The organism is Marinobacter shengliensis, from assembly GCF_030297115.1.
In the GTDB taxonomy this organism is placed as follows: domain Bacteria; phylum Pseudomonadota; class Gammaproteobacteria; order Pseudomonadales; family Oleiphilaceae; genus Marinobacter; species Marinobacter shengliensis.
Genome location: NZ_AP028062.1, coordinates 908,905 through 931,523, shown reverse-complemented (window position 1 = coordinate 931,523; position 22,619 = coordinate 908,905). Strand labels below are relative to the sequence as shown.

Annotated in this window: 23 protein-coding genes; 7 read left to right on the top strand and 16 right to left on the bottom strand. The window is 58.4% G+C overall.

Annotated elements, in window-relative coordinates; genetic code table 11:
* Positions 1 to 12: 12 nt before the first annotated feature.
* On the bottom strand, positions 13 to 981 hold the full coding sequence (gene ribF, locus QUE75_RS04300; protein WP_286253879.1) for a bifunctional riboflavin kinase/FAD synthetase: 969 nt from the start codon (positions 979 to 981) through the stop codon (positions 13 to 15).
* 122 nt (positions 982 to 1,103) lie between these two features.
* The gene (gene murJ, locus QUE75_RS04295; protein ID WP_449566862.1) at positions 1,104 to 2,693 is read right to left on the bottom strand and encodes a murein biosynthesis integral membrane protein MurJ; all 1,590 of its coding nucleotides are present in this window, start codon (positions 2,691 to 2,693) and stop codon (positions 1,104 to 1,106) included.
* A gap of 270 nt (positions 2,694 to 2,963) precedes the next feature.
* On the opposite strand from murJ, the gene rpsT reads away from it, so the two are divergent.
* A complete protein-coding gene (gene rpsT / locus QUE75_RS04290) occupies positions 2,964 to 3,233 on the top strand; it encodes a 30S ribosomal protein S20 (protein WP_058091292.1) in 270 nt (89 codons plus the stop codon).
* A gap of 72 nt (positions 3,234 to 3,305) precedes the next feature.
* Here rpsT and proB read toward each other — a convergent pair whose 3' ends face one another.
* The 4 genes from proB to rplU form a co-directional block, all read right to left on the bottom strand.
* Entirely contained in the window at positions 3,306 to 4,430 is a 1,125-nt protein-coding gene (proB, locus tag QUE75_RS04285; RefSeq protein ID WP_286253877.1) for a glutamate 5-kinase, read from the bottom strand.
* Between the two features lie 30 nt (positions 4,431 to 4,460).
* The gene (cgtA, locus tag QUE75_RS04280) at positions 4,461 to 5,654 is read right to left on the bottom strand and encodes an Obg family GTPase CgtA (protein WP_106693195.1); all 1,194 of its coding nucleotides are present in this window, start codon (positions 5,652 to 5,654) and stop codon (positions 4,461 to 4,463) included.
* Between the two features lie 136 nt (positions 5,655 to 5,790).
* A complete protein-coding gene (rpmA, locus tag QUE75_RS04275) occupies positions 5,791 to 6,051 on the bottom strand; it encodes a 50S ribosomal protein L27 (protein ID WP_286253874.1) in 261 nt (86 codons plus the stop codon).
* A 35-nt stretch (positions 6,052 to 6,086) separates the two neighbouring features.
* Positions 6,087 to 6,398 carry a 50S ribosomal protein L21 gene (gene rplU, locus QUE75_RS04270; RefSeq protein ID WP_286253871.1) on the bottom strand — a complete coding sequence of 104 codons (312 nt, stop codon included), beginning with the start codon at positions 6,396 to 6,398 and terminating at the stop codon, positions 6,087 to 6,089.
* A 241-nt stretch (positions 6,399 to 6,639) separates the two neighbouring features.
* Between rplU and ispB the strand changes: the two genes are divergently transcribed.
* A complete protein-coding gene (ispB, locus tag QUE75_RS04265; protein ID WP_286253868.1) occupies positions 6,640 to 7,608 on the top strand; it encodes an octaprenyl diphosphate synthase in 969 nt (322 codons plus the stop codon).
* Positions 7,609 to 7,654: 46 nt separating this feature from the next.
* Here ispB and QUE75_RS04260 read toward each other — a convergent pair whose 3' ends face one another.
* The gene (locus QUE75_RS04260; RefSeq protein WP_286253866.1) at positions 7,655 to 8,641 is read right to left on the bottom strand and encodes a glutathione S-transferase family protein; all 987 of its coding nucleotides are present in this window, start codon (positions 8,639 to 8,641) and stop codon (positions 7,655 to 7,657) included.
* Between the two features lie 189 nt (positions 8,642 to 8,830).
* Between QUE75_RS04260 and QUE75_RS04255 the strand changes: the two genes are divergently transcribed.
* Together QUE75_RS04255 and QUE75_RS04250 are read left to right on the top strand one after the other, a co-directional pair.
* Complete coding sequence (locus QUE75_RS04255) at positions 8,831 to 9,745, top strand: LysR substrate-binding domain-containing protein (RefSeq protein ID WP_286253865.1); 915 nt, start codon at positions 8,831 to 8,833, stop codon at positions 9,743 to 9,745.
* A gap of 93 nt (positions 9,746 to 9,838) precedes the next feature.
* Complete coding sequence (locus QUE75_RS04250) at positions 9,839 to 11,365, top strand: WS/DGAT/MGAT family O-acyltransferase (protein ID WP_286253863.1); 1,527 nt, start codon at positions 9,839 to 9,841, stop codon at positions 11,363 to 11,365.
* Positions 11,366 to 11,403: 38 nt separating this feature from the next.
* On the opposite strand, the gene QUE75_RS04245 is transcribed toward QUE75_RS04250, so the two are convergent.
* The gene (locus QUE75_RS04245; protein ID WP_106693190.1) at positions 11,404 to 12,054 is read right to left on the bottom strand and encodes a DUF2057 family protein; all 651 of its coding nucleotides are present in this window, start codon (positions 12,052 to 12,054) and stop codon (positions 11,404 to 11,406) included.
* A gap of 262 nt (positions 12,055 to 12,316) precedes the next feature.
* Between QUE75_RS04245 and QUE75_RS04240 the strand changes: the two genes are divergently transcribed.
* The gene (locus QUE75_RS04240; RefSeq protein WP_058091282.1) at positions 12,317 to 12,520 is read left to right on the top strand and encodes a DUF6316 family protein; all 204 of its coding nucleotides are present in this window, start codon (positions 12,317 to 12,319) and stop codon (positions 12,518 to 12,520) included.
* Positions 12,521 to 12,569: 49 nt separating this feature from the next.
* On the opposite strand, the gene QUE75_RS04235 is transcribed toward QUE75_RS04240, so the two are convergent.
* From QUE75_RS04235 to glyA, 8 genes are all read right to left on the bottom strand, one after another.
* The gene (locus QUE75_RS04235) at positions 12,570 to 13,079 is read right to left on the bottom strand and encodes a phosphatidylglycerophosphatase A family protein (protein WP_286255596.1); all 510 of its coding nucleotides are present in this window, start codon (positions 13,077 to 13,079) and stop codon (positions 12,570 to 12,572) included.
* 14 nt (positions 13,080 to 13,093) lie between these two features.
* Positions 13,094 to 14,044 carry a thiamine-phosphate kinase gene (thiL, locus tag QUE75_RS04230; RefSeq protein WP_286253859.1) on the bottom strand — a complete coding sequence of 317 codons (951 nt, stop codon included), beginning with the start codon at positions 14,042 to 14,044 and terminating at the stop codon, positions 13,094 to 13,096.
* Positions 14,045 to 14,047: 3 nt separating this feature from the next.
* Positions 14,048 to 14,524 (bottom strand): transcription antitermination factor NusB, encoded by a 477-nt coding sequence (gene nusB, locus QUE75_RS04225; protein ID WP_072678316.1) that lies wholly within the window; start codon positions 14,522 to 14,524, stop codon positions 14,048 to 14,050.
* Complete coding sequence (ribH, locus tag QUE75_RS04220) at positions 14,524 to 15,000, bottom strand: 6,7-dimethyl-8-ribityllumazine synthase (protein ID WP_106693188.1); 477 nt, start codon at positions 14,998 to 15,000, stop codon at positions 14,524 to 14,526. Before ribH ends, nusB begins: the two co-directional genes overlap by 1 nt.
* A gap of 48 nt (positions 15,001 to 15,048) precedes the next feature.
* Positions 15,049 to 16,164, bottom strand: a complete 1,116-nt coding sequence (ribBA, locus tag QUE75_RS04215; protein WP_286253855.1) for a bifunctional 3,4-dihydroxy-2-butanone-4-phosphate synthase/GTP cyclohydrolase II — start codon at positions 16,162 to 16,164, stop codon at positions 15,049 to 15,051.
* A gap of 63 nt (positions 16,165 to 16,227) precedes the next feature.
* A complete protein-coding gene (gene ribD / locus QUE75_RS04210) occupies positions 16,228 to 17,343 on the bottom strand; it encodes a bifunctional diaminohydroxyphosphoribosylaminopyrimidine deaminase/5-amino-6-(5-phosphoribosylamino)uracil reductase RibD (protein WP_061332375.1) in 1,116 nt (371 codons plus the stop codon).
* Positions 17,340 to 17,858: a transcriptional regulator NrdR gene (nrdR, locus tag QUE75_RS04205; RefSeq protein ID WP_058091276.1), complete on the bottom strand. Its 519-nt coding sequence runs from the start codon at positions 17,856 to 17,858 to the stop codon at positions 17,340 to 17,342. Before nrdR ends, ribD begins: the two co-directional genes overlap by 4 nt.
* 73 nt (positions 17,859 to 17,931) lie before the next feature.
* Positions 17,932 to 19,185, bottom strand: coding sequence for a serine hydroxymethyltransferase (glyA, locus tag QUE75_RS04200; RefSeq protein ID WP_061332376.1), 1,254 nt, complete (start codon positions 19,183 to 19,185; stop codon positions 17,932 to 17,934).
* A gap of 396 nt (positions 19,186 to 19,581) precedes the next feature.
* On the opposite strand from glyA, the gene ettA reads away from it, so the two are divergent.
* Complete coding sequence (gene ettA, locus QUE75_RS04195; protein ID WP_061332377.1) at positions 19,582 to 21,243, top strand: energy-dependent translational throttle protein EttA; 1,662 nt, start codon at positions 19,582 to 19,584, stop codon at positions 21,241 to 21,243.
* Positions 21,243 to 22,619 carry a DNA repair protein RadA gene (gene radA / locus QUE75_RS04190; protein ID WP_061332378.1) on the top strand — a complete coding sequence of 459 codons (1,377 nt, stop codon included), beginning with the start codon at positions 21,243 to 21,245 and terminating at the stop codon, positions 22,617 to 22,619. The genes ettA and radA overlap by 1 nt, the downstream gene beginning before the upstream one ends.

The window sequence follows — 22,619 nt, the reverse complement described above, 5'->3', positions numbered from 1 at the left end:
TGGTCAGTTGAATCAGGTTTCCGGCGTGGCGGGGTTATTCGCCAGCCAGGCCCGGGCATGCTCAAAATCCCGGGCGATCTGTTGCCGAAGTTCGTCAACAGAGTCGAATTTCACTTCGTCCCGCAGGCCATGGCGGAACACCACTTCCAGGTGCTGGCCATAAAGTGTGCCAGCAAAGTCGAACAGGTGCACTTCCAGTGACGGCCGCTTGCCGTCTACCGTGGGGCGCAGGCCGATATTGGCCACGCCATCGCGCCATTCACCGGTTTCAAGCCGGGCCCGCACCACGTACACGCCACGCAGTGCCGGCATTCGGTCTAGCAAGATATTGGCGGTGGGCGCACCGATCTGGCGCCCCAGCTGGCGCCCGTAAACAATCCGGCCGTGAATGCGGTAAGGGTGCCCGAGCAAACGTTCCGCTTCCTCAAGGCCGTTCACATTCAGGGCGTTGCGCACGCGTGTACTGCTGACCCGCTCGCCATCTACCGTCACAGTGCGGGTGTTTTCGACGGTAAAATCATGCTCTTGGCCCACCTGCTCCAGCAATCTGAAGTCCCCGGCCCGGTCGCAGCCAAAACGGAAGTCATCGCCCACCACAAGATGGCGCACCGCCAGGCCCTGGATGAGCACATCTTCCACAAAGCCCATGGCAGAGTAACTGCGGAATCGCTCGTCGAAACGGATGCACAGCACCACATCCACGCCCTCCGCCAACAACGCTTCGAATTTCTGGCGAAACGGCATCAGTCTTGGTGGCGCGTCAGCACCCTGAAAAAACTCCCGGGGCTGAGGCTCAAAAATCATCACCACCGAGGGCACATCCAGCTCAGCGGCTTTCTGCTTTACCTGACCAATAATGGTTTTGTGGCCCAGGTGCACGCCATCAAAGTTGCCGATGGTCGCCACACAGCCATCGGCGAGCGGCGAATCCGCTTGCCCGGACAGGCGCTTAAGATTGGTCAGGCCTCGAATCAGACGCATGTACTGCGAACCTTAACTTGCCAGCTGGCTTTGTGGCGCACCTGCCCGAAAAGCGAGATGCGCTGGTGAGAAAACGCGCGATTATACCCCATGCAGGGGTGCGGTAGAAATCTTGAGGCTGCTTACTTCTGGCGGAACTGGCGAACCCGCACACCTACCAGGGCCAGAGCCACAAAATAGGCCGCCACCCCGGCAACGACCAGAATCCCCATATCCGTCGCCCGCTGCAGCCCGCTCGCTGCAAGCCAGTCTGCCACCGGGGCATTCAGCCAGAACACCACCGCCGCCAGGGCAGCATTGGCCACCAACAACTGCATCAGGAACCTGGGCCAACCCGGCTGACTTTTCCAGACATTCTCTTTGCGCAATCCGCGCCAGAGCAGGTAGCCGTTCAGCCAGGCGGAAATGGACGTCGCCAGCGCCAGGCCGGCATGAGCCAGGGGCACAATTAACGCCAGATTGAAGGCCATGTTCGCCACCATGGCAATGACACCGATCTTGACCGGAGTTTTGGTGTCTTCCCGGGAGAAAAAGCCCGGCGCCAGCACCTTGATCAACATGAATGCCAGTAGGCCGGCGGAATAAGCCCGCAGGCTCTGGGCCGACATGGTCACATCACGATCGGTCACCTCACCATAATGGAACAGGGTGGCAATCAGCGGCTCTGCCAGCAGCGCCAGTGCCAGCGCCGCCGGCACACCAATCAACAGCACCGCGCGCACGGCCCAGTCCAGGGTGGCGGCAAACTGATCTTTGGACGCCGCCGCATGCTTGCGCGACAGGCTGGGCAGAATCACCGTGGCAATGGCAATGCCGAATACGCCCAACGGCAGCTCCGCCAGTCGATCGGAGTAATAAAGCCAGGATACGCTGCCCGTTTGCAGGAACGACGCCAGCACGGTATCCAGCAACAGGTTGATCTGGCTAACCGACACGCCAAATAACGCCGGCGCCATCAGTTTGAGAATGCGGCTGACGCCTTCGTGCTTGTAATCCACCCTCGGCCTCGGCAGCAGCCCCAGGCGCATCAGGAACGGTAACTGGAAAAACAGCTGCAGGGCACCGGCGATAAATACGCCCCAGGCCAGCGCCATGACGGGTTCATCCATTAACGGGGCCAGGAAAATAGCCGCCCCGATCATGGACAGATTCAGCAACACCGGTGTAAAAGCCGGAATCGCAAACCGGTCGTAGCTGTTCAGAACGCCACCGGCGAACGCCGTGAGAGAGATCAGCAGCAGGTACGGAAACGTGATGCGCAGCATATCGCTGGCCAAAGCAAACTTGACCTCATCGCCCAGAAAGCCCGGCGCAAATATCGTGGTCAGTACCGGAGCCCCGAGCATCGCTACCAGCGTAACCGCCAGCAGCACCAGGCCAAGAGAGCCAGCCACCGCATCCACCAGGCGCTTGACCTCGGAGATGTCGCGTTTTTCGCGGTAAGACGAGAGCACCGGCACGAAGGCCTGAGAGAAGGCGCCTTCAGCAAACAGGCGGCGCAGGAAGTTGGGAATCTTGAACGCCACGAAGAAGGCATCCGCTGCGGTGCCGGCCCCGAAATAGCGAGCAATCACCATATCCCGCACCAACCCCAGCACCCGCGAGAGCATAGTCATCACGCCAACCACCCCGGATGAACGCAGCAAGCCGGGCGCTTTCGGCGGCTCCTGAACTGGGGGCTGAGAATCTATTGGTCGAGGTTCCGATGACATGGTTATGGGCGTCCAGAAATCCAGGGTTCAGGCCGGAACGGCGTTTCGGTAATCCGCAAGGTGCCAGCCACAGCCGGATCAGGCCCCATGCAGGCGATGCGGGAGTGTATCACAGGCCTTTTCAACGCGGGGATTACTGCGCCGCCGGCCTTGACATTTGGGGCTTTCGGCGGCATAGTTCCGCGTCATTTATTCCGACGCGCTGGTTTTGGCGCGCCTGCGATGTAAACATATTCAGTAGTTACAGCAACGAATTTCAGGAGTTTTACGGTGGCAAATTCCCCGCAAGCCAAGAAGCGCGCTCGTCAGAACGAGAAAAACCGCAAGCACAACGCCAGCCTGCGTTCCATGGCACGTACTTACATGAAGAAAGTAGACGCCCAGATCAAAGCTGGCAGCTACGAAGGCGCTCAAGAAGCCCTGAAGACCGCTCAGCCGATTCTGGACAGCATGGTCAACAAAGGCATCTTCGCCAAAAACAAGGTTGCTCGTCATAAGAGTCGCCTGAACGCCAAGATCAAGGCGCTGAAAGCTGCCTAAATCTTGCGCTCATAAAAAACCGGCTTCATGCCGGTTTTTTTGTGCCTGAAATTTACCTGTTATACGAACAACTCAGACCACAACCAGATTATCCCGATGAATCATCTCTTCGTCAGAGACATAACCCAGCACATCGGCAATGCGATCACTTGAGCGGCCGGCAATGGCCCTTGCTTCGTCAGCATCGTAGTTTACCAGCCCGCGGGCAATTTCCCGACCATTCAGGTCAACACATGACACCATCTCGCCCCGCCGGAACTGGCCGGCAATTGCCTTCACGCCTACCGGCAACAAACTGCGACCGCCCTGGCGCAACACCTTTACCGCACCATCATCCAGCGTCAACTTACCCCGGGTTTGCAGATGGCTGGCAATCCACTGTTTGCGAGCCGCCATTCTGCCCTGCTCTGGAAGCAACAACGTGCCAATCACATCTCCCTGGCGCAGGCGAGAAATCGCATGCTCAATACGCCCGCCGACAATCACCGTGAAAGCTCCGGAACGGGCGGCCAACCGGGCGGCCCGAAGTTTGGTCAGCATACCGCCACGGCCGAGCGCCCCGGCGCCACCGCCGGCCATCGCATCCAAATCACGATCCTCGGCTCTACGCTCGGTAACCAGCTCGGCGTCCTGGTGCTTACGGGGGTCCTTGTTAAACAACCCCAGCTGGTCGGTCAGGATGATCAGACCATCAGCTTCGATCAGGTTGGCAACCAGCGCCCCAAGCGTATCGTTGTCGCCAAAACGAATCTCATCGGTCACCACCGTATCGTTTTCATTGACGATGGGCACCACACCGTAATCCAGAAGTGTGCGCAACGTGCTACGGCCGTTCAGGTAACGCTTGCGATCCGAGAGGTCATCGTGGGTGAGCAGGATCTGGGCGGTGTGAATATCATGGCGCTTGAACTGCGCCTCCCAGGTTTGCACCAGGCCCATCTGACCAACTGCAGCAGCGGCCTGCAACTCGTGCAAATGCTGGGGCCGCAAGCTCCAGCCCAGTCGACTCATGCCTTCAGCCACCGAACCCGAGGACACCACCACCACTTCCACGTCTTCGGCAATCAGCTCCGCAATCTGGTCTACCCACAACCCGAGGGCCGCGACATCCAGCCCCTTGCCATCATCGGTAAGCAAGGCACTACCAATTTTGATAACCAGACGTCGAGCCTTTCGGAGCTGGAGGCGTTCACTCATGATTGTGATTCTGTCCCTTGGGGTTGCAGTTTACTCAGGGGCGTAGACGACTTCGACGTCGTAATCGTCGTCGTCAAAGTCATCATCGTCATCGGCTTCTCGCGCAGCCCTGCGAGCCTGTCGATCAGCTTCAATTCTGGCGCGTGCCTCTTCGTCCATCCGGCGGCGACGAGCGGCCTCCTGCTCGGCAACTTCTGGGTTCTCAGCTTCCTGCTCCGCTTGCTCTTCAATCCAGCGCATCACCGCCTGAACCAACGGCTTGGTACCTTCACCACTCAATGCCGAGATGCGGAATACCGGACCTTCCCAGCCAAGCTCATCCACGATGGCCTGGCAACGGGCTTCACGATCTTCTTCTGGCACCATATCGACCTTGTTCAGCACCAGCCAGCGGGGGCGGCTCGCCAGGGTTTCACTGAACTTCTCCAACTCGTGAGCAATGGCCTTTACCGCCTCCACGGGGGACGAACCATCGTAAGGCGCCACATCCACCAAGTGCAGCAACAAGCGGGTACGCACCAGATGTTTAAGGAAGCGGATACCCAGCCCTGCGCCCTCGGCAGCGCCTTCGATCAACCCCGGAATGTCAGCAATGACAAAGCTCTGATGAGCCTGAACACTAACCACACCCAGATTTGGTACCAACGTGGTAAACGGGTAGTCAGCCACCTTTGGTTTTGCCGCAGATACCGAACGAATGAAAGTAGATTTTCCGGCATTGGGCATACCCAGCAAACCGACATCCGCCAGAACCTTCAGCTCCAGGCGCAAATTACGGGTCTCACCTTCCGAGCCTTTGCTGGTCTGTCGTGGGGCACGATTGACTGATGACTTGAAACGGGTATTCCCCAGGCCATGAAAACCACCTTGGGCCACTTTCAGGCGCTGACCTTCTTTGGTGAGATCGCCCAGCACTTCGTGGGTATCCATATCGACAACGGTGGTGCCCACCGGTACCGGCAGAACAAGGTCTTCACCCTTGTTACCCGTGCAGTTACGGCCAGCACCCGGCTCGCCATTCTGGGCCTTGTGTTTGCGCTGGAAGCGGTAATCGATGAGCGTGTTCAGAGCGCTGTCTGCCTCCAGATAGACGGAACCGCCATCCCCGCCGTCACCGCCGTCGGGACCACCCTTGGGTACATACTTTTCCCGCCGGAAACTCAAGCAGCCATGGCCGCCTTTACCGGCTTCAACAATGATGGTGGCTTCGTCTACAAATTTCATACGCCTGATGCCTTTGCATAAACTAAAAAGCCCCGCAGCCTCATGGAAGCTTTGCGGGGCTCCGGATTCACCTGAGGGCTGATCAGATCAGCATATCAGGCTCATCCAAGGTTCGACAGAACCGGATCGCCGCTGCTTACGCAGCCGGAACGATGCTCACGAACTTGCGGTTCTGCGGGCCTTTGGTCTCGAACTTCACCTGACCTTCCGCTTTCGCGAACAGGGTGTGGTCCTTGCCAATGCCTACGTTGCTGCCAGCGTGGAAACGGGTGCCACGCTGACGAATGATGATGCTGCCTGCAATGACAGTCTCACCGCCGTAGCGCTTGACACCAAGTCGTTTCGACTCGGAATCGCGACCGTTACGGGTACTACCTGCTGCCTTTTTATGAGCCATTACCAGCCTCCTTCATTAAGGGGTTATTCGAGGGCTTAGCCCTGGATACCCGTGATCTTGACTTCAGTAAACCACTGACGGTGGCCCTGACGCTTCATGTGATGCTTACGACGACGGAACTTGATGATGTTGATCTTGTCGTGACGACCATGGCTAACCACTTCAGCGATCACCTTGGCGCCATCAACTACCGGGGCACCGACTTTAACGTCGTCGCCGTTGGCAACCAGAAGAACACGATCGAACTCAACAGAGCCGCCGGTTTCAACTTCCAGCTTTTCCAGCTTCAGAGTTTCGCCTTCTTTTACACGGTGCTGCTTACCACCGCTAACAATAACTGCGTACATTCATAGTCTCCGCGATTGACCCATCCCTGCTCTTATCCACCTGGTTCTAAGGGAGGCGCTCTGGCGACCCTATTGCAGGGAGCGCAGGTTGGGATGAGTTGGGCGCGTGATTGTACGAAAAGCCGCCGGGCAATACAAGTCAGATTCCCGGGCAAGTTGACACTGTAGGCAGCAATACCTAGCATTGCCGCGTCCTGCCCGAAAACTCAACGAAAACACCAGTAAGGGACGTACCAGCCCGATGACAGCCCAGCGTATCCACGACACCGTGGCGGAAGACTTCAGCCGCGTCAATGACCTGATAATCCAGCGGCTTGCCTCTGACGTCCCGATGGTTGAGAAGATCGCTCAATACATCATTGAAAGCGGCGGCAAACGCCTGAGACCGCTTCTGGTACTGCTATCCAGCCGGGCCGCAGGCTATAGCGAAAGCGAACACCTCAAGCTGGCCGCCGTCATTGAATTCCTGCACACCGCCACCCTGTTGCATGACGACGTAGTGGATACCTCCGACATGCGCCGGGGCCGCAGCACCGCCAACGCAAAATGGGGCAATGCTCCCAGTGTATTGGTAGGTGATTTCCTCTACGCCCGAGCCTTCGAGATGATGGTGGAACTGGAAAGTCTGCCGATCATGAACGTGCTGTCCCACGCCACGGCGGTGATTGCCGAAGGCGAAGTAATGCAGCTCATGAATGTAAAAAACCCGGATCTTACCGAAGAGCAGTACATGGTCGTCATTCACAACAAGACCGCCATGCTGTTCGAGGCGTCCTCCCATACCGGCGCGCTGCTGGCGGGTGCCGATGACACACAGGAAGCTGCACTGAAAGACTACGGCAAGCACTTGGGCCTGGCGTTCCAGCTGGTGGACGACGTTCTCGATTATCTGGGCGACGCCGAAGCCATGGGCAAAAACGTGGGCGATGACCTCGCCGAAGGCAAGACCACCCTGCCGCTGATTTACGCCATGGCCAACGGCAGCGACGAAGAGCGCCAGCTGATTCGACAGGCCATCCGCAAGGGCGGTCTGGACGACCTGCCCAAGGTACTGGAGATTGTCAAAGCCTCCGGCGCCATTGAATACACCATGGCCAAGGCAAAGGAACAGGCACAGATCGCCTGCAACCTGCTCGCCTGCCTGCCCGAGTCTGAGCACCGGCAGGCCTTGGAGTTGCTGACTGAAGTGGCGGTAGCCCGAGTCAGCTGACTATCGAGCCGGGCGGCAACCCATCAGGCGCCGCCCGCTTTCTACCCTAGCCAACCTGCTCGCGACCATGAGGCTCATCGAAGTCCAGCTCTGGACCCACCGGCACGACCTGTGTCGGGTTGATCGTACGCTGGCTGACATAGTAATGCCGCTTTATCTGCCGAATATCCACGGTCTCGGCCACGCCGGGCACCTGGTACAACTCCCGCACATAACCTGACAGGTTCGGATAATCCCTGATCTGCTGTCGATTGCACTTGAAATGGCTGTAATACACGGCATCAAACCGAACCAACGTGGTGAACAAGCGCCAGTCTGCTTCGGTAAGCTGGCTGCCGGTCAGATAGCGCTGCCCCGCCAGGATCTGCTCAAGCCAGTCCAGAGAATCAAACAGCGCGCTGTAGGCTTCTTCGTATTTGTCCTGCGCAGTCGCGAAGCCGGCTTTGTAAACACCATTGTTAACAGTGTCATAAACCCGCTCGTTCACCGAATCGATCTGCTGGCGCAACTGCTCCGGGTATAGGTCCAGACCGGAACTCACACCTTCCAGGCCATTAAACGCGGAATTGAACATCCGGATAATATCGGCAGATTCATTGCTGACAATGGTTTCCCGCCGCTTATCCCACAACACCGGTACGGTCACCCGCCCGGAATAGTCTGGCGCGGCCCGTGTGTAAATCTGATGCATAAACTGCGACTGGTAGAGGTGATCATGGTGAGCCGGGTCATCCTCCCGGAACTCCCAGCCATTCTCCACCATATCCGGATGCACAACCGACACCCCAATGTGTTGCTCAAGCCCCTTAAGCTTCCGGAAAATCAGTGTCCGGTGCGCCCAGGGGCAGGCCATCGACACATACAGGTGGTAGCGCCCACTCTCCGCTGCAAAACCGCCCTCCCCGGCCGGGCCGGGCGAGCCGTCCGCGGTCACCCAGTTACGGAACCGCGCCGCTTCCCGCTCAAACTTACCACCGGTTTTCTCGGTGTCGTACCACTCATCGTGCCACTGACCATCAACCAACAAACCCATAAAACCTCCCCTGGGGTCAGACCCCTGTGAATAACTGCGGACTTATCAACAGGGGTCTGACCCCAATTTATTTGTCCACACAAATTCACAGGGGTCTGACCCCGCTTACAAATGTTGGAGACAGGTTACCGGGTGGGCTGGTAGGCTGATAGCAAGCATTTCTGGCAAACACTTTCAGATTATTCGAACATGCATACAGCCATTACGATTGACGCACTCAAAGTGCTGGACGCCATTGACCGCAAGGGCAGTTTTGCCGGGGCTGCCTCGGAGCTGTTCCGGGTGCCATCCGCCATCAGTTACACGGTTCAGAAGCTCGAAGAGGATCTGAACGTCAGTATCTTTGACCGCAGCGGTCATAAGGCTGTGTTGACCTCGGCCGGGCGGTATCTGCTTGAGGAGGGGCGTTCACTGCTGGAAGCCGCTGAGAACCTTGCCCATACCACGCGGCAGGTGGCCCAGGGCTGGGAAACCCGGCTGCGCATTGGCTTTAACTCGCTGCTGCCGGCTGAATGCCTGTTTCCGGCCATTCAGGATTTCCATCAGCTTGGGGTTCCGGTTGATGTGCAGATTATCGAAGAAGTTTTCGCCGGCGCCTGGGATGCCCTGCAAAGCCGCCGTGTGGATATGGTTGTCGGGGCAGACCTGCTTAGCAAACCAGCCGGAGCTTTCGCCACCAAATCGCTGGGGGAGGTGCCGTTTGTGTTCGCGGTAGGCGCAGAGCACCCTCTCGCCAGTGTAACCGGCCCGCTGGCCGAAGCGGATATTGCGCCATATCCGGCAGCGGTAGCGGCCGATACTTCACGTTCGCTGCCACCGGGACATGCGGGAATATTCCGGCGCCAGAGAACCCTCACCGTCAGCAACATTGACCAAAAGATTCTGGCCCAGGAGGCAGGTCTGGGCGTTGGCTGGCTCCCCTACCCGCGTATCCGGGAACAGCTTGCCCGGGGCTCGCTGATTGCCAAAGAGACGAGTGAACCCCGCTCCGCCATCAGCGTACATCTGGCCCGCCACAGCGAAGACAAAGGCAAGGCACTGATGTGGTTCTGGGACAGACTCAGCCACGATGAGACCATCCACAAATGGCTTCAACCGGAATAAAATCGGGGCATCGGGGCCAATAGGCCCCATCATGCCATGGGCTATACTCCAAGGCCCGCAACCTTAACCGTGACACACAAGGGAGTGCGCTGGATGCGTCAGCTGTCGGAACTGGATGCCTCATTTCTCTACCTGGAGTCAGAAACCACCCCCATGCACATTGGCGGTGTGTACCTGTTCGACGCCAGCGGCCTGAGCGATCCCCTGGCCTTCAGTACGTTTGTGTCATACCTGCGTAGCCGCCTGCACGTAGTGCCCCTGTTTCGGCAAAAGCTCAAGGAAATCCCCCTGCGCCTGGGTCGCCCCTACTGGATCGATGACCCCGGCTTCAGTATTGAGCGGCACCTGGCCTACGTTAACCTGGGCGAGCACGGTAAACAGGCAAGTCTGATGTCTTTGGCGTCAAAAATCATGGAAGAGCCGCTCAAACGTGACCGGCCCCTTTGGCACATCACATTTGTCGACGGCTTTCGCATTGACGACCCGGAAGGCGATAAACAAGGATTTGCGCTGATCGTCAAACTGCACCATGCCGCCATTGATGCCTTCAGTGGCGAGGAGATCATGGGCAAGTTACTGGAATACACGCCGGAGCCCCGATCCATCGCACCGCCACGACCCTGGCTGGCGCGACCGGAGCCTTCCGAGGAGCGTGTATTTCTTCAGGCCAGCGCCAACATGCTCAAGACCCCCATGCAGGTTGCCTCACTCGCCTACAACGCGGCAGAAGCCACCGCCCGGGGCCTGGTCAAGAAACAGCTGCAGAAACTGCCGGTACCCTTCCCCCTGTTCACCGCACCCCACAGTCCGTTTAACCGGCAAATCACCGCCAACCGACGCATTGTCTCCGCCAGTGTCAGCCTATCCCGGCTCAAGGCAATCAAGGCCAGCCTCGGGGATGTCACCCTGAACGACGTTGTGCTCGGATTATGCGCTGAAACGCTACACCGTTACCTCGACCAACAGGGTGGCGACACCGACAAGTCTCTGGTAGCAATGACGCCGATTTCCGTGCGCTCCAGCAGCCTGCGCAAAGCCACCGGCAACCAGATGTCTGCGATGCTGCTGGATCTTGCCACTAACGAACCCAATCCCGCGGCCCGGATCAGGCGAATCCATCAGAACGCGGTGGAGTCTGAACCCTACCGAGAAGCCATTGCCGCCGACCGGCTGACAGAACTGCTGCCATCCACCCTGCTGGCGCTGTCTGCCCGGCTATATTCCGAACTGCAGGTGGCGCAGCGTTATCACCCGCTCTTCAACTTGCCGATCACCAATGTACCCGGACCACAGGTTCCGCTGTTCCTGCAAGGCGCGCGACTGATCCGGCAATACAACACGGCCCCGCTGTTCGATAGCCTTGGTCTGGTCATTGTGGCGGTGAGCTATCAGGGGCAACTGACTTTGAACTTTACCCTGTGCCCGGACGTGGTTCCCGATGGAGACAGCCTGAAAGACCTGATTGAGGATAGCCTGACCGGGATCGAGGAATGCCTGCATGACCTCGGCCCCGATCAGGGCCTGGAGACTCCGCACGGCAGCGGCCAAAACCTGACCGATGAGGTACTAGGGGCGCTTGAAAACATGATCAAGGGCGGGCTTCAGCGCTTTCGCCGATAGCTCGGGCCGGGCACCAAACGCCCGGCCCGCCGACAATATTACTCAAACGCCCAGCGAAGGAAGGTTCGCTTCTCTTCCTCGGTAGCGTCTTCCCACAGAGCTTTCAGGCGCTCCAGCGTGGTCGAGCCAGGTTCGCTGCCGGCGCTACCGCCAGATGCCGCCAACGGCGTGCGAGAAGCGCTGCCCTGAGACGCCCCATCCCACTTGCTGGATTCAGCCACCAGCGCCCCATTACTGTCGATAATGGCTGCGGAAAAGCCCGTCATCATGGCTTCAGCCTGCTGCCGCGACGACGGCTTGTCAAAACGGAAGCGATACTCTGCGCCCGGCTGGGCGTCGAAGCGCACCACTTGTTGCTCGCTTTCAACGGTATGCACTTTGGATTCGCCATCACGCACCACCCCGGTTCGGGCCCATATGGTCTTGTAGGTAAAGACGACCTCGGTTTCGCCGGGCAACAAGCCGTAGTCCAGAGCCAGATCGTCCAACATGAAGCGGGTCATGCTTCTGCCGTTGATGGCAGCTACCTGGATTTCACCCGGGGCTTTCAACACCGCCGGGTTCGCCGCCCCCTCGGGGTCGCCCTGCCAGGCATCCACTCGCGTCAGTGATGATGCACAACCTACCAAGGTAACGCTCAGCATCAGGGCAACCAACTTGAAAACCCTGGAAACGTGACACATACTCATTTCATCTCCTTTTCCTTGAGAGGCCTGGGCGGCCATGACGGAATCACACGCTCTCGCATTCTGACCATCCAGGCCATGGGGAGCAAGCAAAGCTTTGATATGCGGGTGCCAAGTACCGGAGATTTTTACCGGGCTCATGCAACGCCGATCACAAGAATGTAAAAAATTGTTGAATTAAGCGGCAATTGGATTAATTTTAATCAGGTCGGCAAACAAAACGCGTTGCCCGAGAAGAAAAGAATAAGCGGGCTCAGGAGCAACCATGGACACTCAGCGCAGGACCGGGGAACAAGGCCCGGCACCCTTTCGCAGCAGTCGTTTTTTCTGTGTAGGCAGCAAATGGTATTTCACCACCCGGGAAGGCTTTGACAGCGGTCCCTTTGCGTCCCGGGAACGTGCAGAGATCGGCCTCAAGCGATTTCTGCACGTGGTCAGGATGCTACCGGAAGAACAGCAACTCCATTAAACCTGGCCGAACGGAAGCTCCGGCTGGCCCATCCGCCGGGTAATGTTCTTCAGATGATGAAGGGCATTACCCAAACATCGATACCCCACAAGCAGACCAGGGCCATGAATCCGGCCACCACATCATCCACCATGATCCCCAGCCCTCCTGGCATCCGGGCATCCAGCCAACTGATGGGCCAGGGCTTGACCACATCGAACAGCCGGAACAGCAGAAACGCCATCAATACACCGTAGATCTGGTCCGGGAACAGGCCAAGGGCTATCCACATGCCTACAAACTCGTCCCAGACGATACCTCCATGGTCATGCACCTTGAGCGAGTCTGCGGTTTTCCCACACAACCAGATACCCACCAGGAAAGCCGCCAGAACCACCAGCCAATAGGCAACCGGGGGCAACCAGGCGAAGGTGTACCATACCGGTATCGCCGCCAGGCTCCCCCAGGTGCCGGGCGCCTTTGGCATGGCGCCACTGCCGAAGCCAAAGGCCAGAAAATGCACTGGGTGTCGCAAAAAGCCCGGTGGCAGTATAGCCGTTGGACTGTCTGGTTCATGCATCAGATCTTCGTCCTTCAAACCGATCTCCCAAAATGATCAAATCCGGCGGGTGATTCCGTCATGTCCACTCCCGTCACGCGCAGCCCCGACGCCTGCTGAATACGCCCTATAATAATCAACCCACCCTGCACCTCCGGTGCCAGGGCAGCGTATTGATCAGGCGCGATGGCCACGCACAATTCATAGTCGTCGCCTGCGGTCAACGCCAGACTGAGCGCCGCAACCCCTTTAAGTCGGCGCAACTCCGGCAACATTGGAATGCTATTGGCGTCCAGCTCAGCACCCACACCGGACTGCTCGAGAATGTGCTCAAGATCCGCCAGCAAGCCATCGGAGATATCGATCGCCGCTGAAGCCCTGCCAATCAGCTGTTGGCCAAGCGCCAGCCTGGGCTCAGGAAAATGGTAGCGAGCCAGCACGGCTTTCTCGTCGGAAGCTGGGGCGGTTGCCTCCAGAAATTCGAGTGCGGCGCCGGCGGCACCCAATGGTCCGGACACGCAGATAAGATCACCCGGGCGGGCGCCAGAGCGCCGGATAGCAGAGCCTTGTGTCACCGTACCGTGTACCTGGATGGAGACCGCCAACGGCCCCCGGGTAGTATCGCCACCGGCCAGAGCAATTCCGAAATTATCACTGGCCTTAGCAAGCCCTTGGGCAAAATCCGCCAACCATTCAGGCTGCGCCTCAGGCAATGTCAGTGCAAGGGTAAAGCAAACAGGTGTAGCGCCCATGGCAGCCAAATCACTGGTGGCTACCGCCAGCGCTCGCCATCCCAGACAGAAAGGGGAATAGTTAGCAGGAAAATGAACGCCTTCTACCAGCGTATCCACTGAGAAGACCAGATCCCGGCCCTCGGGAACACGCTGGATAGCGCAATCATCCCCGGGGCCGAGCACAAGCTGATCTGTCATGGCCTTGTTGGCCAAGGGCACAAAGAAGCGACGGATCAGCTCGAATTCACCCATGAATCAACGCGGGCGAGTCTCTGCCAGGCGCAGGCGCTGGCTCAGTTTATCCAGAATACTGTTCACAAACTTGTGGCCTTCGGTACCGCCAAAACGCTTGGCCATCTCGATGCCTTCGTTAATCACCACCTTGTAGGGCACATCAATCCGATGCTTCAGCTCATAGGTGCCCAGGCGGACAATCGCCAGCTCAACCGGATCCACCTCTTTCAGGGGCCGATCAAGGAAAGGCTCGATCAGTTTATCCAGCTCGGCCTGTTCCCGATGGATGCCCCGCAACAAATCCCGGAAATACATGATGTCTACTTTGCTCATGTCATTATCGACCATGAACTCCGCTTCAATGTCAGAGATCGGCGTTTTGCTGAAGTGCCGCTGGTACAGGCCCTGCATGGCAAGGGCCCGTGCCCTGCGCCGATCACCAGCCTTGGGCTGGCCGGTTTTCCCCGGCTGGGGGGAGGTATCACCCGCTTCGTTCATTACTCACCCAACTTTTTGAACAGACTGACCATTTCCAGGGCAGTAATGGCCGCTTCCGCGCCTTTGTTGCCGGCCTTGGTGCCTGAGCGCTCAATGGCCTGTTCGATCGAATCGACGGTCAATACGCCAAAGGTAACCGGAACGTCGGTTTCCAGGCTGACCGCGCCCAAACCACTGGAGGCTTCGCCGGCGACGTATTCGAAGTGCGGCGTGCCACCACGAATAACCGCGCCCAGGGCGATGATGGCATCGTAGTCGGAGGTTTCGGCTACGCGCTTGACTGCCAGCGGCATTTCATAGGCACCCGGTACCCGGATGATGGTGATGTCGTCTTTGGAAATACCGTGGCGCAACAGGGTATCTACAGCCCCATCTACAAGACTTTCAACCACAAAACCGTTAAACCGGCCAACCACCAGCGCGTAACGGCCGCTGCACTGGGTAAAATCACCTTCAATTACTTTGATATCTGCCATCTTGGGCTCCTTCGCGAGCTGCGGCACTCAGAGCCGCAGCCGGGTTTATCATTCGGGGGTGTAGGGTACGTATTCCACAACTTCCAGATCGAAACCGGAAATGGCAGAGAATTTTACCGGCGGGCTCAACAAGCGCATTTTGCCTACGCCGATATCCCGCAGAATCTGGGAACCGGTTCCGACGGTGAAGTACACGCCAGAACTGCCCTTCCCGGCAGATGCTGTGCCCTCGTCGTAGAATTCCTGGATTCGATCTTCCAGGTTATAGCTGTCTTCAGCGCTGTTCAGCAGAACCACAACGCCACGCCCTTCCTCAGCCACTTTCTCAAGGGCATGATGCAATGGCCAACTGCGCGAGTCCTTTCGGCGTGCACCCAGCAGATCCCGAAGGGTATCGGTGATGTGTACACGCACAAACACAGGCTCTTCAGGGGCAATATCTCCCATCACCATGGCCAGGTGGGTAGCACCCTGAATGTTGTCTCGGTAGGTACGTAACTTGAAAAGACCATACTCGGTATCCAGGTCATGCTCTTCCACGCACTCCACGGTTTTTTCATTCATGGTGCGGTAGTGGATCAGATCTGCGATGGTGCCGATTTTCAGGTCATGCTCTTCTGCGAATCTTTCCAGGTCTTCACGGCGCGCCATGGAACCGTCGTCATTCATGATTTCACAGATCACGCCGGCAGGCTCGCAACCGGCAAGAGCCGCCAGGTCACAGGAGGCTTCGGTGTGCCCGGCCCGGCTCAACACCCCACCAGGATCCGACATCAAGGGGAAAATATGGCCCGGCTGAACCAGGTCTGACGCCTTGGCATTGCGGGCAACCGCCACTTGTACCGTGCGGGCGCGATCAGCCGCAGAGATACCGGTGGTCACGCCTTCACGCGCCTCGATAGACAGCGTGAACTTGGTGCCGAAGCCGGAAGCATTCTGCTGCACCATCAACGGCAAGCCCAGCTGTTCGCACCGGTCGCGGGTCATCGGCATACAGATCAGGCCCCGGCCGAAGCGAGCCATGAAATTGATCGCTTCCGGCGTGCAATGTTCTGCAGCCATTACCAGATCGCCTTCGTTCTCGCGATCCTCATCGTCCATCAGGATCACCATTTTGCCCTGGCGGATGTCTTCGATGATGTCTTCAATGCTGTTCAGTGCCATACGGTTCTGCACCCTGTCACCCTGGCCGCATCTTGCTGCGACCGAAGGGAATGAATTGAATGATTAGCTGCGGGCCAGGATCAGCCTCTGATCCTCACCCACCTGACGCCGATCCAGCACTTTCCATTGCACTTTATCAGCCATTGTTTCAAGCGGCAGATGAGCGGTTGGTCGCCCGGTGCTGCCCAGAAATACCGGCGCCTGATACAACCAGAGTTCATCCACAAGGTTTTCCCGAATGAACGTTCCGGCCAGTGTTGGCCCCGCCTCTACCAATAATTCGTTGATGCCAAGTTCGCCCAGGGCATCCAGCAGCTCAGCAAGGTCAACACCATTATCTTTCCAGGCCACACCGGTCAGGCTAACGCCCAGCGCGGCCAGATCCTGCGCCGGCGCCGATGCCAGTGCCGAACTGGCGCAGAACACCTGAACATTGCCCCCCTGGAGTATACGCGCCGTCGCCGGTGTGCGGGCGTCCCGGTCTGCAATAACCCGCAGAGGCTGGCGTGAGGGGTCCGTGGCATCACCAATCTCCCCCATTTCATCCCGACGCACCGTCAACGATGGATCATCCGCCAGAACGGTACCTACTCCCGTCAGGATAGCATCGCTGATGGCGCGCAGCCGCTGCACGTCCCTCCGGGCTTCGGTCCCGGTGATCCACTGGCTTTCGCCAGAGGCCATGGCAGTACGGCCATCCAGGCTGGCGGCCATTTTCAGGCGAACCCAGGGCCGGCCAGTATTCATGCGCTTCATAAAACCGGGGTTCAAGCGAACCGCTTCATCGGCCATCAACCCCTCGGTCACCTTGATGCCGGCATCCCGGAGCATGTCCAGCCCCCGGCCAGACACTGACGGATTAGGATCTTTGGTTGCGGCAAATACCTGCGCCACGCCAGCATCGATCAGCGCTCTGGCACAGGGCGGCGTTCGGCCATAATGGCTGCAGGGCTCCAGGGTGACATACGCGGTCGCCCCACGGGCATCCTGGCCTGCCTGACTCAGAGCGCGAACTTCTGCGTGAGCCTCTCCGGCACGTTCGTGCCAGCCTTCCCCGACGATGCGGTTGCCCTTGGCAATCACGCAGCCAACCCGGGGGTTGGGGTGGGTAGAATAGCGACCACGCCAGGCCAACTGAATGGCCCGGGCCATCATCGCCCGGTCACGGTCTGCAATCATGCCTTGCCTTTTCCGGACTGCTTGTCGGCCAACGCCCTTGCCACATCAGCCGCGGTTTCACCATTGCCCTGAGACAATCGTTCAATCTCTTCCTTGAACTCGTTGATGTCCTGAAAGCTGCGATAAACAGAGGCAAAGCGAACGTAGGCCACCTTGTCGAGCTGGCGCAGCTCTGTCATCACTTCCTCACCGAGCTGCATCGACTTTACTTCACGCTCGCCAGTGGAACGCAGGCGGTACTTGATGCGGTTCAGGGCAGCGTCGATTTCCTCGATGCTGACCGGCCGCTTTTCCAGCGCCTTCATCAGGCCTGCCCGAAGCTTTTCTTCATCGAATGGCTGCCGGGTGCCATCCTGCTTGACCACGCGCGGCATCACCAGCTCGGCGTTTTCGAACGTAGTGAACCGCTCGCGGCAGGACAAACACTCCCTGCGGCGGCGAACCTGATCACCTTCAGCCACCAGGCGCGAATCAATCACCTTGGTATCGGCTTCACCACAGAAAGGACAATGCATAATTCAGATGCTCCGGAAAGGAAGAGCCCGGGGCTCCGTTAGGAACACCCGGGCAGTCTTGTTACGCTATCACTTAGCCATAGACCGGGAAGCGGGCACACACCGCTTCTACCTGCTCACGCACGCGGCTGATGGTTGCTTCGTCTTCGAGGTTGTCGAGGATGTCACACATCCAGCCGGCCAGATCACGACACTCCCCTTCCTTGAAACCACGAGTGGTGACTGCGGGGGTACCAATGCGCAGACCAGAGGTCACAAACGGCGAGCGCGGGTCATTCGGGACGGCGTTCTTGTTCACGGTGATGTGCGCTTTGCCAAGCGCGGCGTCGGCGTCTTTACCAGTAATGTCCTGCTTGATCAGGCTGACCAGGAACAGATGGTTCTTGGTGCCACCGGAAACCACGTCAAAACCACGCTCAACAAACACTTCAGCCATGGCTGCAGCATTCTTGACCACTTGCTTCTGGTAAGCCTTGAACTCATCGCTCATGGCTTCCTTGAAGCACACAGCCTTGGCAGCGATCACGTGCATCAGCGGGCCGCCCTGGCCACCCGGGAATACGGCAGAGTTCAGTTTCTTCTGCAGATCTTCATCATCACAGGCCAGGATCAGGCCACCACGGGGGCCGCGCAGGGTCTTGTGAGTGGTGGTTGCAACCACGTGGGCGTGTGGCACCGGGTCCGGATACACGCCCGCAGCAACCAGGCCAGCCACATGAGCCATGTCCACAAACAGGTAGGCGCCAACCTTGTCGGCGATGGCACGGAAGCGGGCAAAGTCTAATTCCTGGGAATATGCTGAGAAGCCGGCAATGATCATCTTCGGCTTGTGCTCAACGGCCAGTGCCTCGATTTCGTCGTAGTCCAGCAAGCCGGTGTCGGTGTTGATACCGTACTGAACGGCGTTATAGATCTTGCCGGAGAAGTTGACGCTGGCACCGTGGGTCAGGTGGCCACCGTGGGCCAGGCTCATGCCCAGAACGGTATCGCCGGGTTTGAGCAGGGCCATGAACACGGCAGAGTTGGCCTGGGAGCCAGAATGGGGCTGCACATTGGCGTAGGCAGCACCAAACAGTTCCTTGGCACGGGCAATGGCCAGGTCTTCAGCGATATCGACAAACTCACAGCCGCCGTAATAACGCTTGCCGGGATAACCTTCGGCGTATTTGTTGGTCAGCACACTGCCCTGGGCTTCCATCACCCGCGGGCTTGTGTAGTTTTCAGACGCGATCAGTTCGATGTGCGCTTCCTGACGCTTCTCTTCCGCCTGCATGGCGTTCCACAGTTCGTCATCGAAACCGGCGATTTTCATATCACGATTAAACATGGATGTGCTGCCCCTGTCTGTATGGCTGGCCCGGCGCTGCCTCTGTGCATGCCGTAACCCCTGAAAAATTGGGCCGCTATTCTATCCCGAAAGCGGGTTAAAAATCATCCTTTATGCCGTCCGCAGATACCGGCACACCGAGGGTCCCGATTTTCACTCAATTGCTATCCCGGATAGGTTTAGATACCTTAGCCGATCAACATTCAATGGTGTCGACTTTGGCAGTGACGGCCTTCGGGGTGGGCGATTCGGGATACGCTGTGAATACGTCCCTGTACGCTCCGCAAAAACATCCCTGTTTTTGAGGATCCCGAATCGCCCACCCCGAAGGCCTTAGCCAGACACCTGTCGTGTTTTCTGTTATCTACGCGAATTTCGGATAAGGATTCTGCCAATATGGCCCAGTACGTATACACCATGAACCGCGTGGGCAAGGTGGTACCACCCAAGCGGGAGATTCTGAAAGACATTTCCCTGAGCTTCTTCCCGGGCGCCAAAATCGGCGTTCTCGGCCTTAACGGCTCCGGTAAATCCACCCTGCTCCGTATTATGGCGGGTGTCGACCAGGATTACATCGGCGAAGCCCGGCCACAGCCCGGCATCAATGTAGGCTACCTGCCACAGGAGCCGGAGCTGGACGAAGAGAAAACCGTCAAGGAAATCGTCGACGAGTCCGTCGCCCACGTACACAACGCCCTGGCCGAACTGGACCAGGTATACGCCGCATACGCCGAGCCGGATGCCGATTTCGACGCCCTGGCCAAAAAGCAGGGCGAACTGGAAGCCATCATCCAGGCCACCGACGGCCACGATATCGAACGCAAAATGGAAGTGGCCGCCGACGCTCTTCGCCTGCCGGCCTGGGATCAGAAAGTCAAAGTACTGTCCGGCGGTGAACGCCGCCGTGTCGCCCTATGCCGCCTGCTGCTGTCCGGCCCGGACATGCTGCTGCTGGACGAGCCCACCAACCACCTGGATGCGGAATCCGTGGCCTGGCTGGAGCGCTTCCTGCACGACTACGATGGCACTGTGGTCGCCATTACCCACGACCGCTACTTCCTCGACAATGTGGCCGGCTGGATCCTGGAACTGGACCGTGGCCACGGCATTCCGTTCGAAGGCAACTACAGCCAGTGGCTGGAGAATAAAGAGAAGCGCCTGGAAATGGAATCCAAACAGGAAGCCTCGCACCAGAAAGCCATCAAGCAGGAGCTTGAGTGGGTGCGTTCCAACGCCAAGGGCCGCCAGTCCAAGAGCAAGGCCCGCCTGGCCCGCTTCGAAGAGATGAGCTCACAGGAATTCCAGAAGCGCAACGAAACCAACGAACTGTATATCCCGCCCGGACCGCGCCTGGGCGGCAAAGTGATCGAAGTGGAAGGCATCAGCAAAGCCTTCGATGATCGCCTGCTTTATGAAAACGTGTCTTTCAGCGTACCGCCGGGCGCCATTGTTGGCATTATCGGTGGTAACGGCGCGGGTAAATCCACGCTGTTCAAAATGATTGCCGGCATGGACCAACCAAACTCCGGCACCATTACCGTGGGCGAAACCGTGGAACTGGCCTACGTAGACCAGATGCGCGACCTGGACGGCAGCAAGACCGTGTGGGAAGAACTGTCCGACGGCAACGACATCATTAAGGTAGGTAACTACGAAACACCTTCCCGCGCTTATGTGGGCCGCTTTAACTTCAAGGGCACCGACCAGCAAAAACGGGTAGGCGACCTGTCCGGCGGTGAGCGTAACCGCCTGCATCTGGCCAAGCTGTTAAAGCAAGGTGGCAACGTGTTGCTGCTGGACGAACCTACCAACGATCTGGACGTGGAGACCCTGCGCGCCCTGGAAGAAGCCATCCTGAACTTCCCCGGCTCCGCACTGATCATCTCGCACGACCGCTGGTTCCTGGACCGCGTCGCCAGCCACATCCTGGCGTTCGAAGATGACGGCGAGGTGGTGTATTTTGAAGGCAACTTCACCGACTACGACGCCGACTTCAAGAAGCGCAAGGGCGAATCAGCGATGCAGCCCAAGCGCATGAAGTACAAGAAGCTGGCCTGATGGCAAAAGCAAAAACTGCCTATGTCTGCACCGAATGCGGTGCAGACTATTCCAAGTGGCAAGGCCAGTGCACAGCTTGCCAGGCCTGGAATACCATCAGCGAAGTACGCGGCGTTTCCGGCCCCGGCAAGGGCGCCCGCAGCGCCCGTTTTGAGGGCTACGCGGGCAGCCTCTCCGAGGTCAAAAGCCTGGACGAAGTCAGCCTGGCCGAACAGGCCCGCATCAGTACCGGCATGCAGGAGTTCGACCGGGTACTGGGCGGCGGGTTAGTGGAAGGCTCGGCAGTCTTGATGGGCGGCCACCCCGGCGCGGGCAAAAGCACCCTGCTACTTCAGGCGGTCTGCCAGTTGGCCGAGCAACACTCAGCCCTGTATGTCACTGGCGAGGAATCCCTGCAACAGGTCGCCATGCGCGCCAAACGCCTTGGTTTGCCCACCAAAGACCTGAAAATGCTCTCGGAAACCTCCGTGGAGCGGTTGATGCAGGTGGCGGAAATGGAGAAGCCGCGCATTTTGGTGATCGACAGTATCCAGGTGATGCACGTGGCCGATATCGAATCCGCCCCGGGTTCGGTATCCCAGGTGCGTGAGAGCGCCGCCTTCCTCACCCGTTTCGCCAAACAAACCGGCACGATTTTGCTTCTGGTCGGCCACGTCACCAAAGACGGCAGCCTGGCCGGTCCGAAGGTGCTGGAGCACATGATCGATTGCTCCATCCTGCTGGAAGGCTCCAGCGACAGCCGCTACCGCACCCTGCGGGGCATCAAGAACCGTTTCGGCGCGGTAAACGAGCTGGGCGTGTTTGCGATGCTGGAACAAGGCCTGAAGGAAGTGAAAAACCCCAGCGCCATTTTCCTGAACCGGGGCGAAGAGGCGGCTCCCGGCAGTGTGGTGATGGTGGTCTGGGAAGGCACCCGGCCGATGCTGGTGGAAATCCAGGCACTGGTGGACATGGCTCAGGGCAGCTATCCGAGGCGGGTAGCCGTGGGTACCGACCAGAACCGGTTGGCGATGCTTCTGGCGGTGTTACATCGTCATGGCGGTATGCATGTGGCCGATCAGGATGTGTTCGTGAACGTGGTAGCGGGTGTGAAGGTCAACGAAACCAGCGCGGACCTTGCTCTGTTGTCAGCGGTGGTGTCATCGTTCCGGAATCGGGCGCTGCCCCAGGATCTGGTGATTTTTGGGGAAGTGGGACTGTCCGGCGAGATCCGGCCGGTGCCGAATGGTCAGGAGCGGATTTACGAGGCAGCCAAGCACGGCTTCACCCGGGCTTTGGTGCCCAAGGCCAACGTGCCGCGCAAGCCTGTTGAAGGCATGAAGGTCATTCCGGTGACCAAGCTTTCTGATGCCCTTTCAGCTTTAGAGGAACTTTAG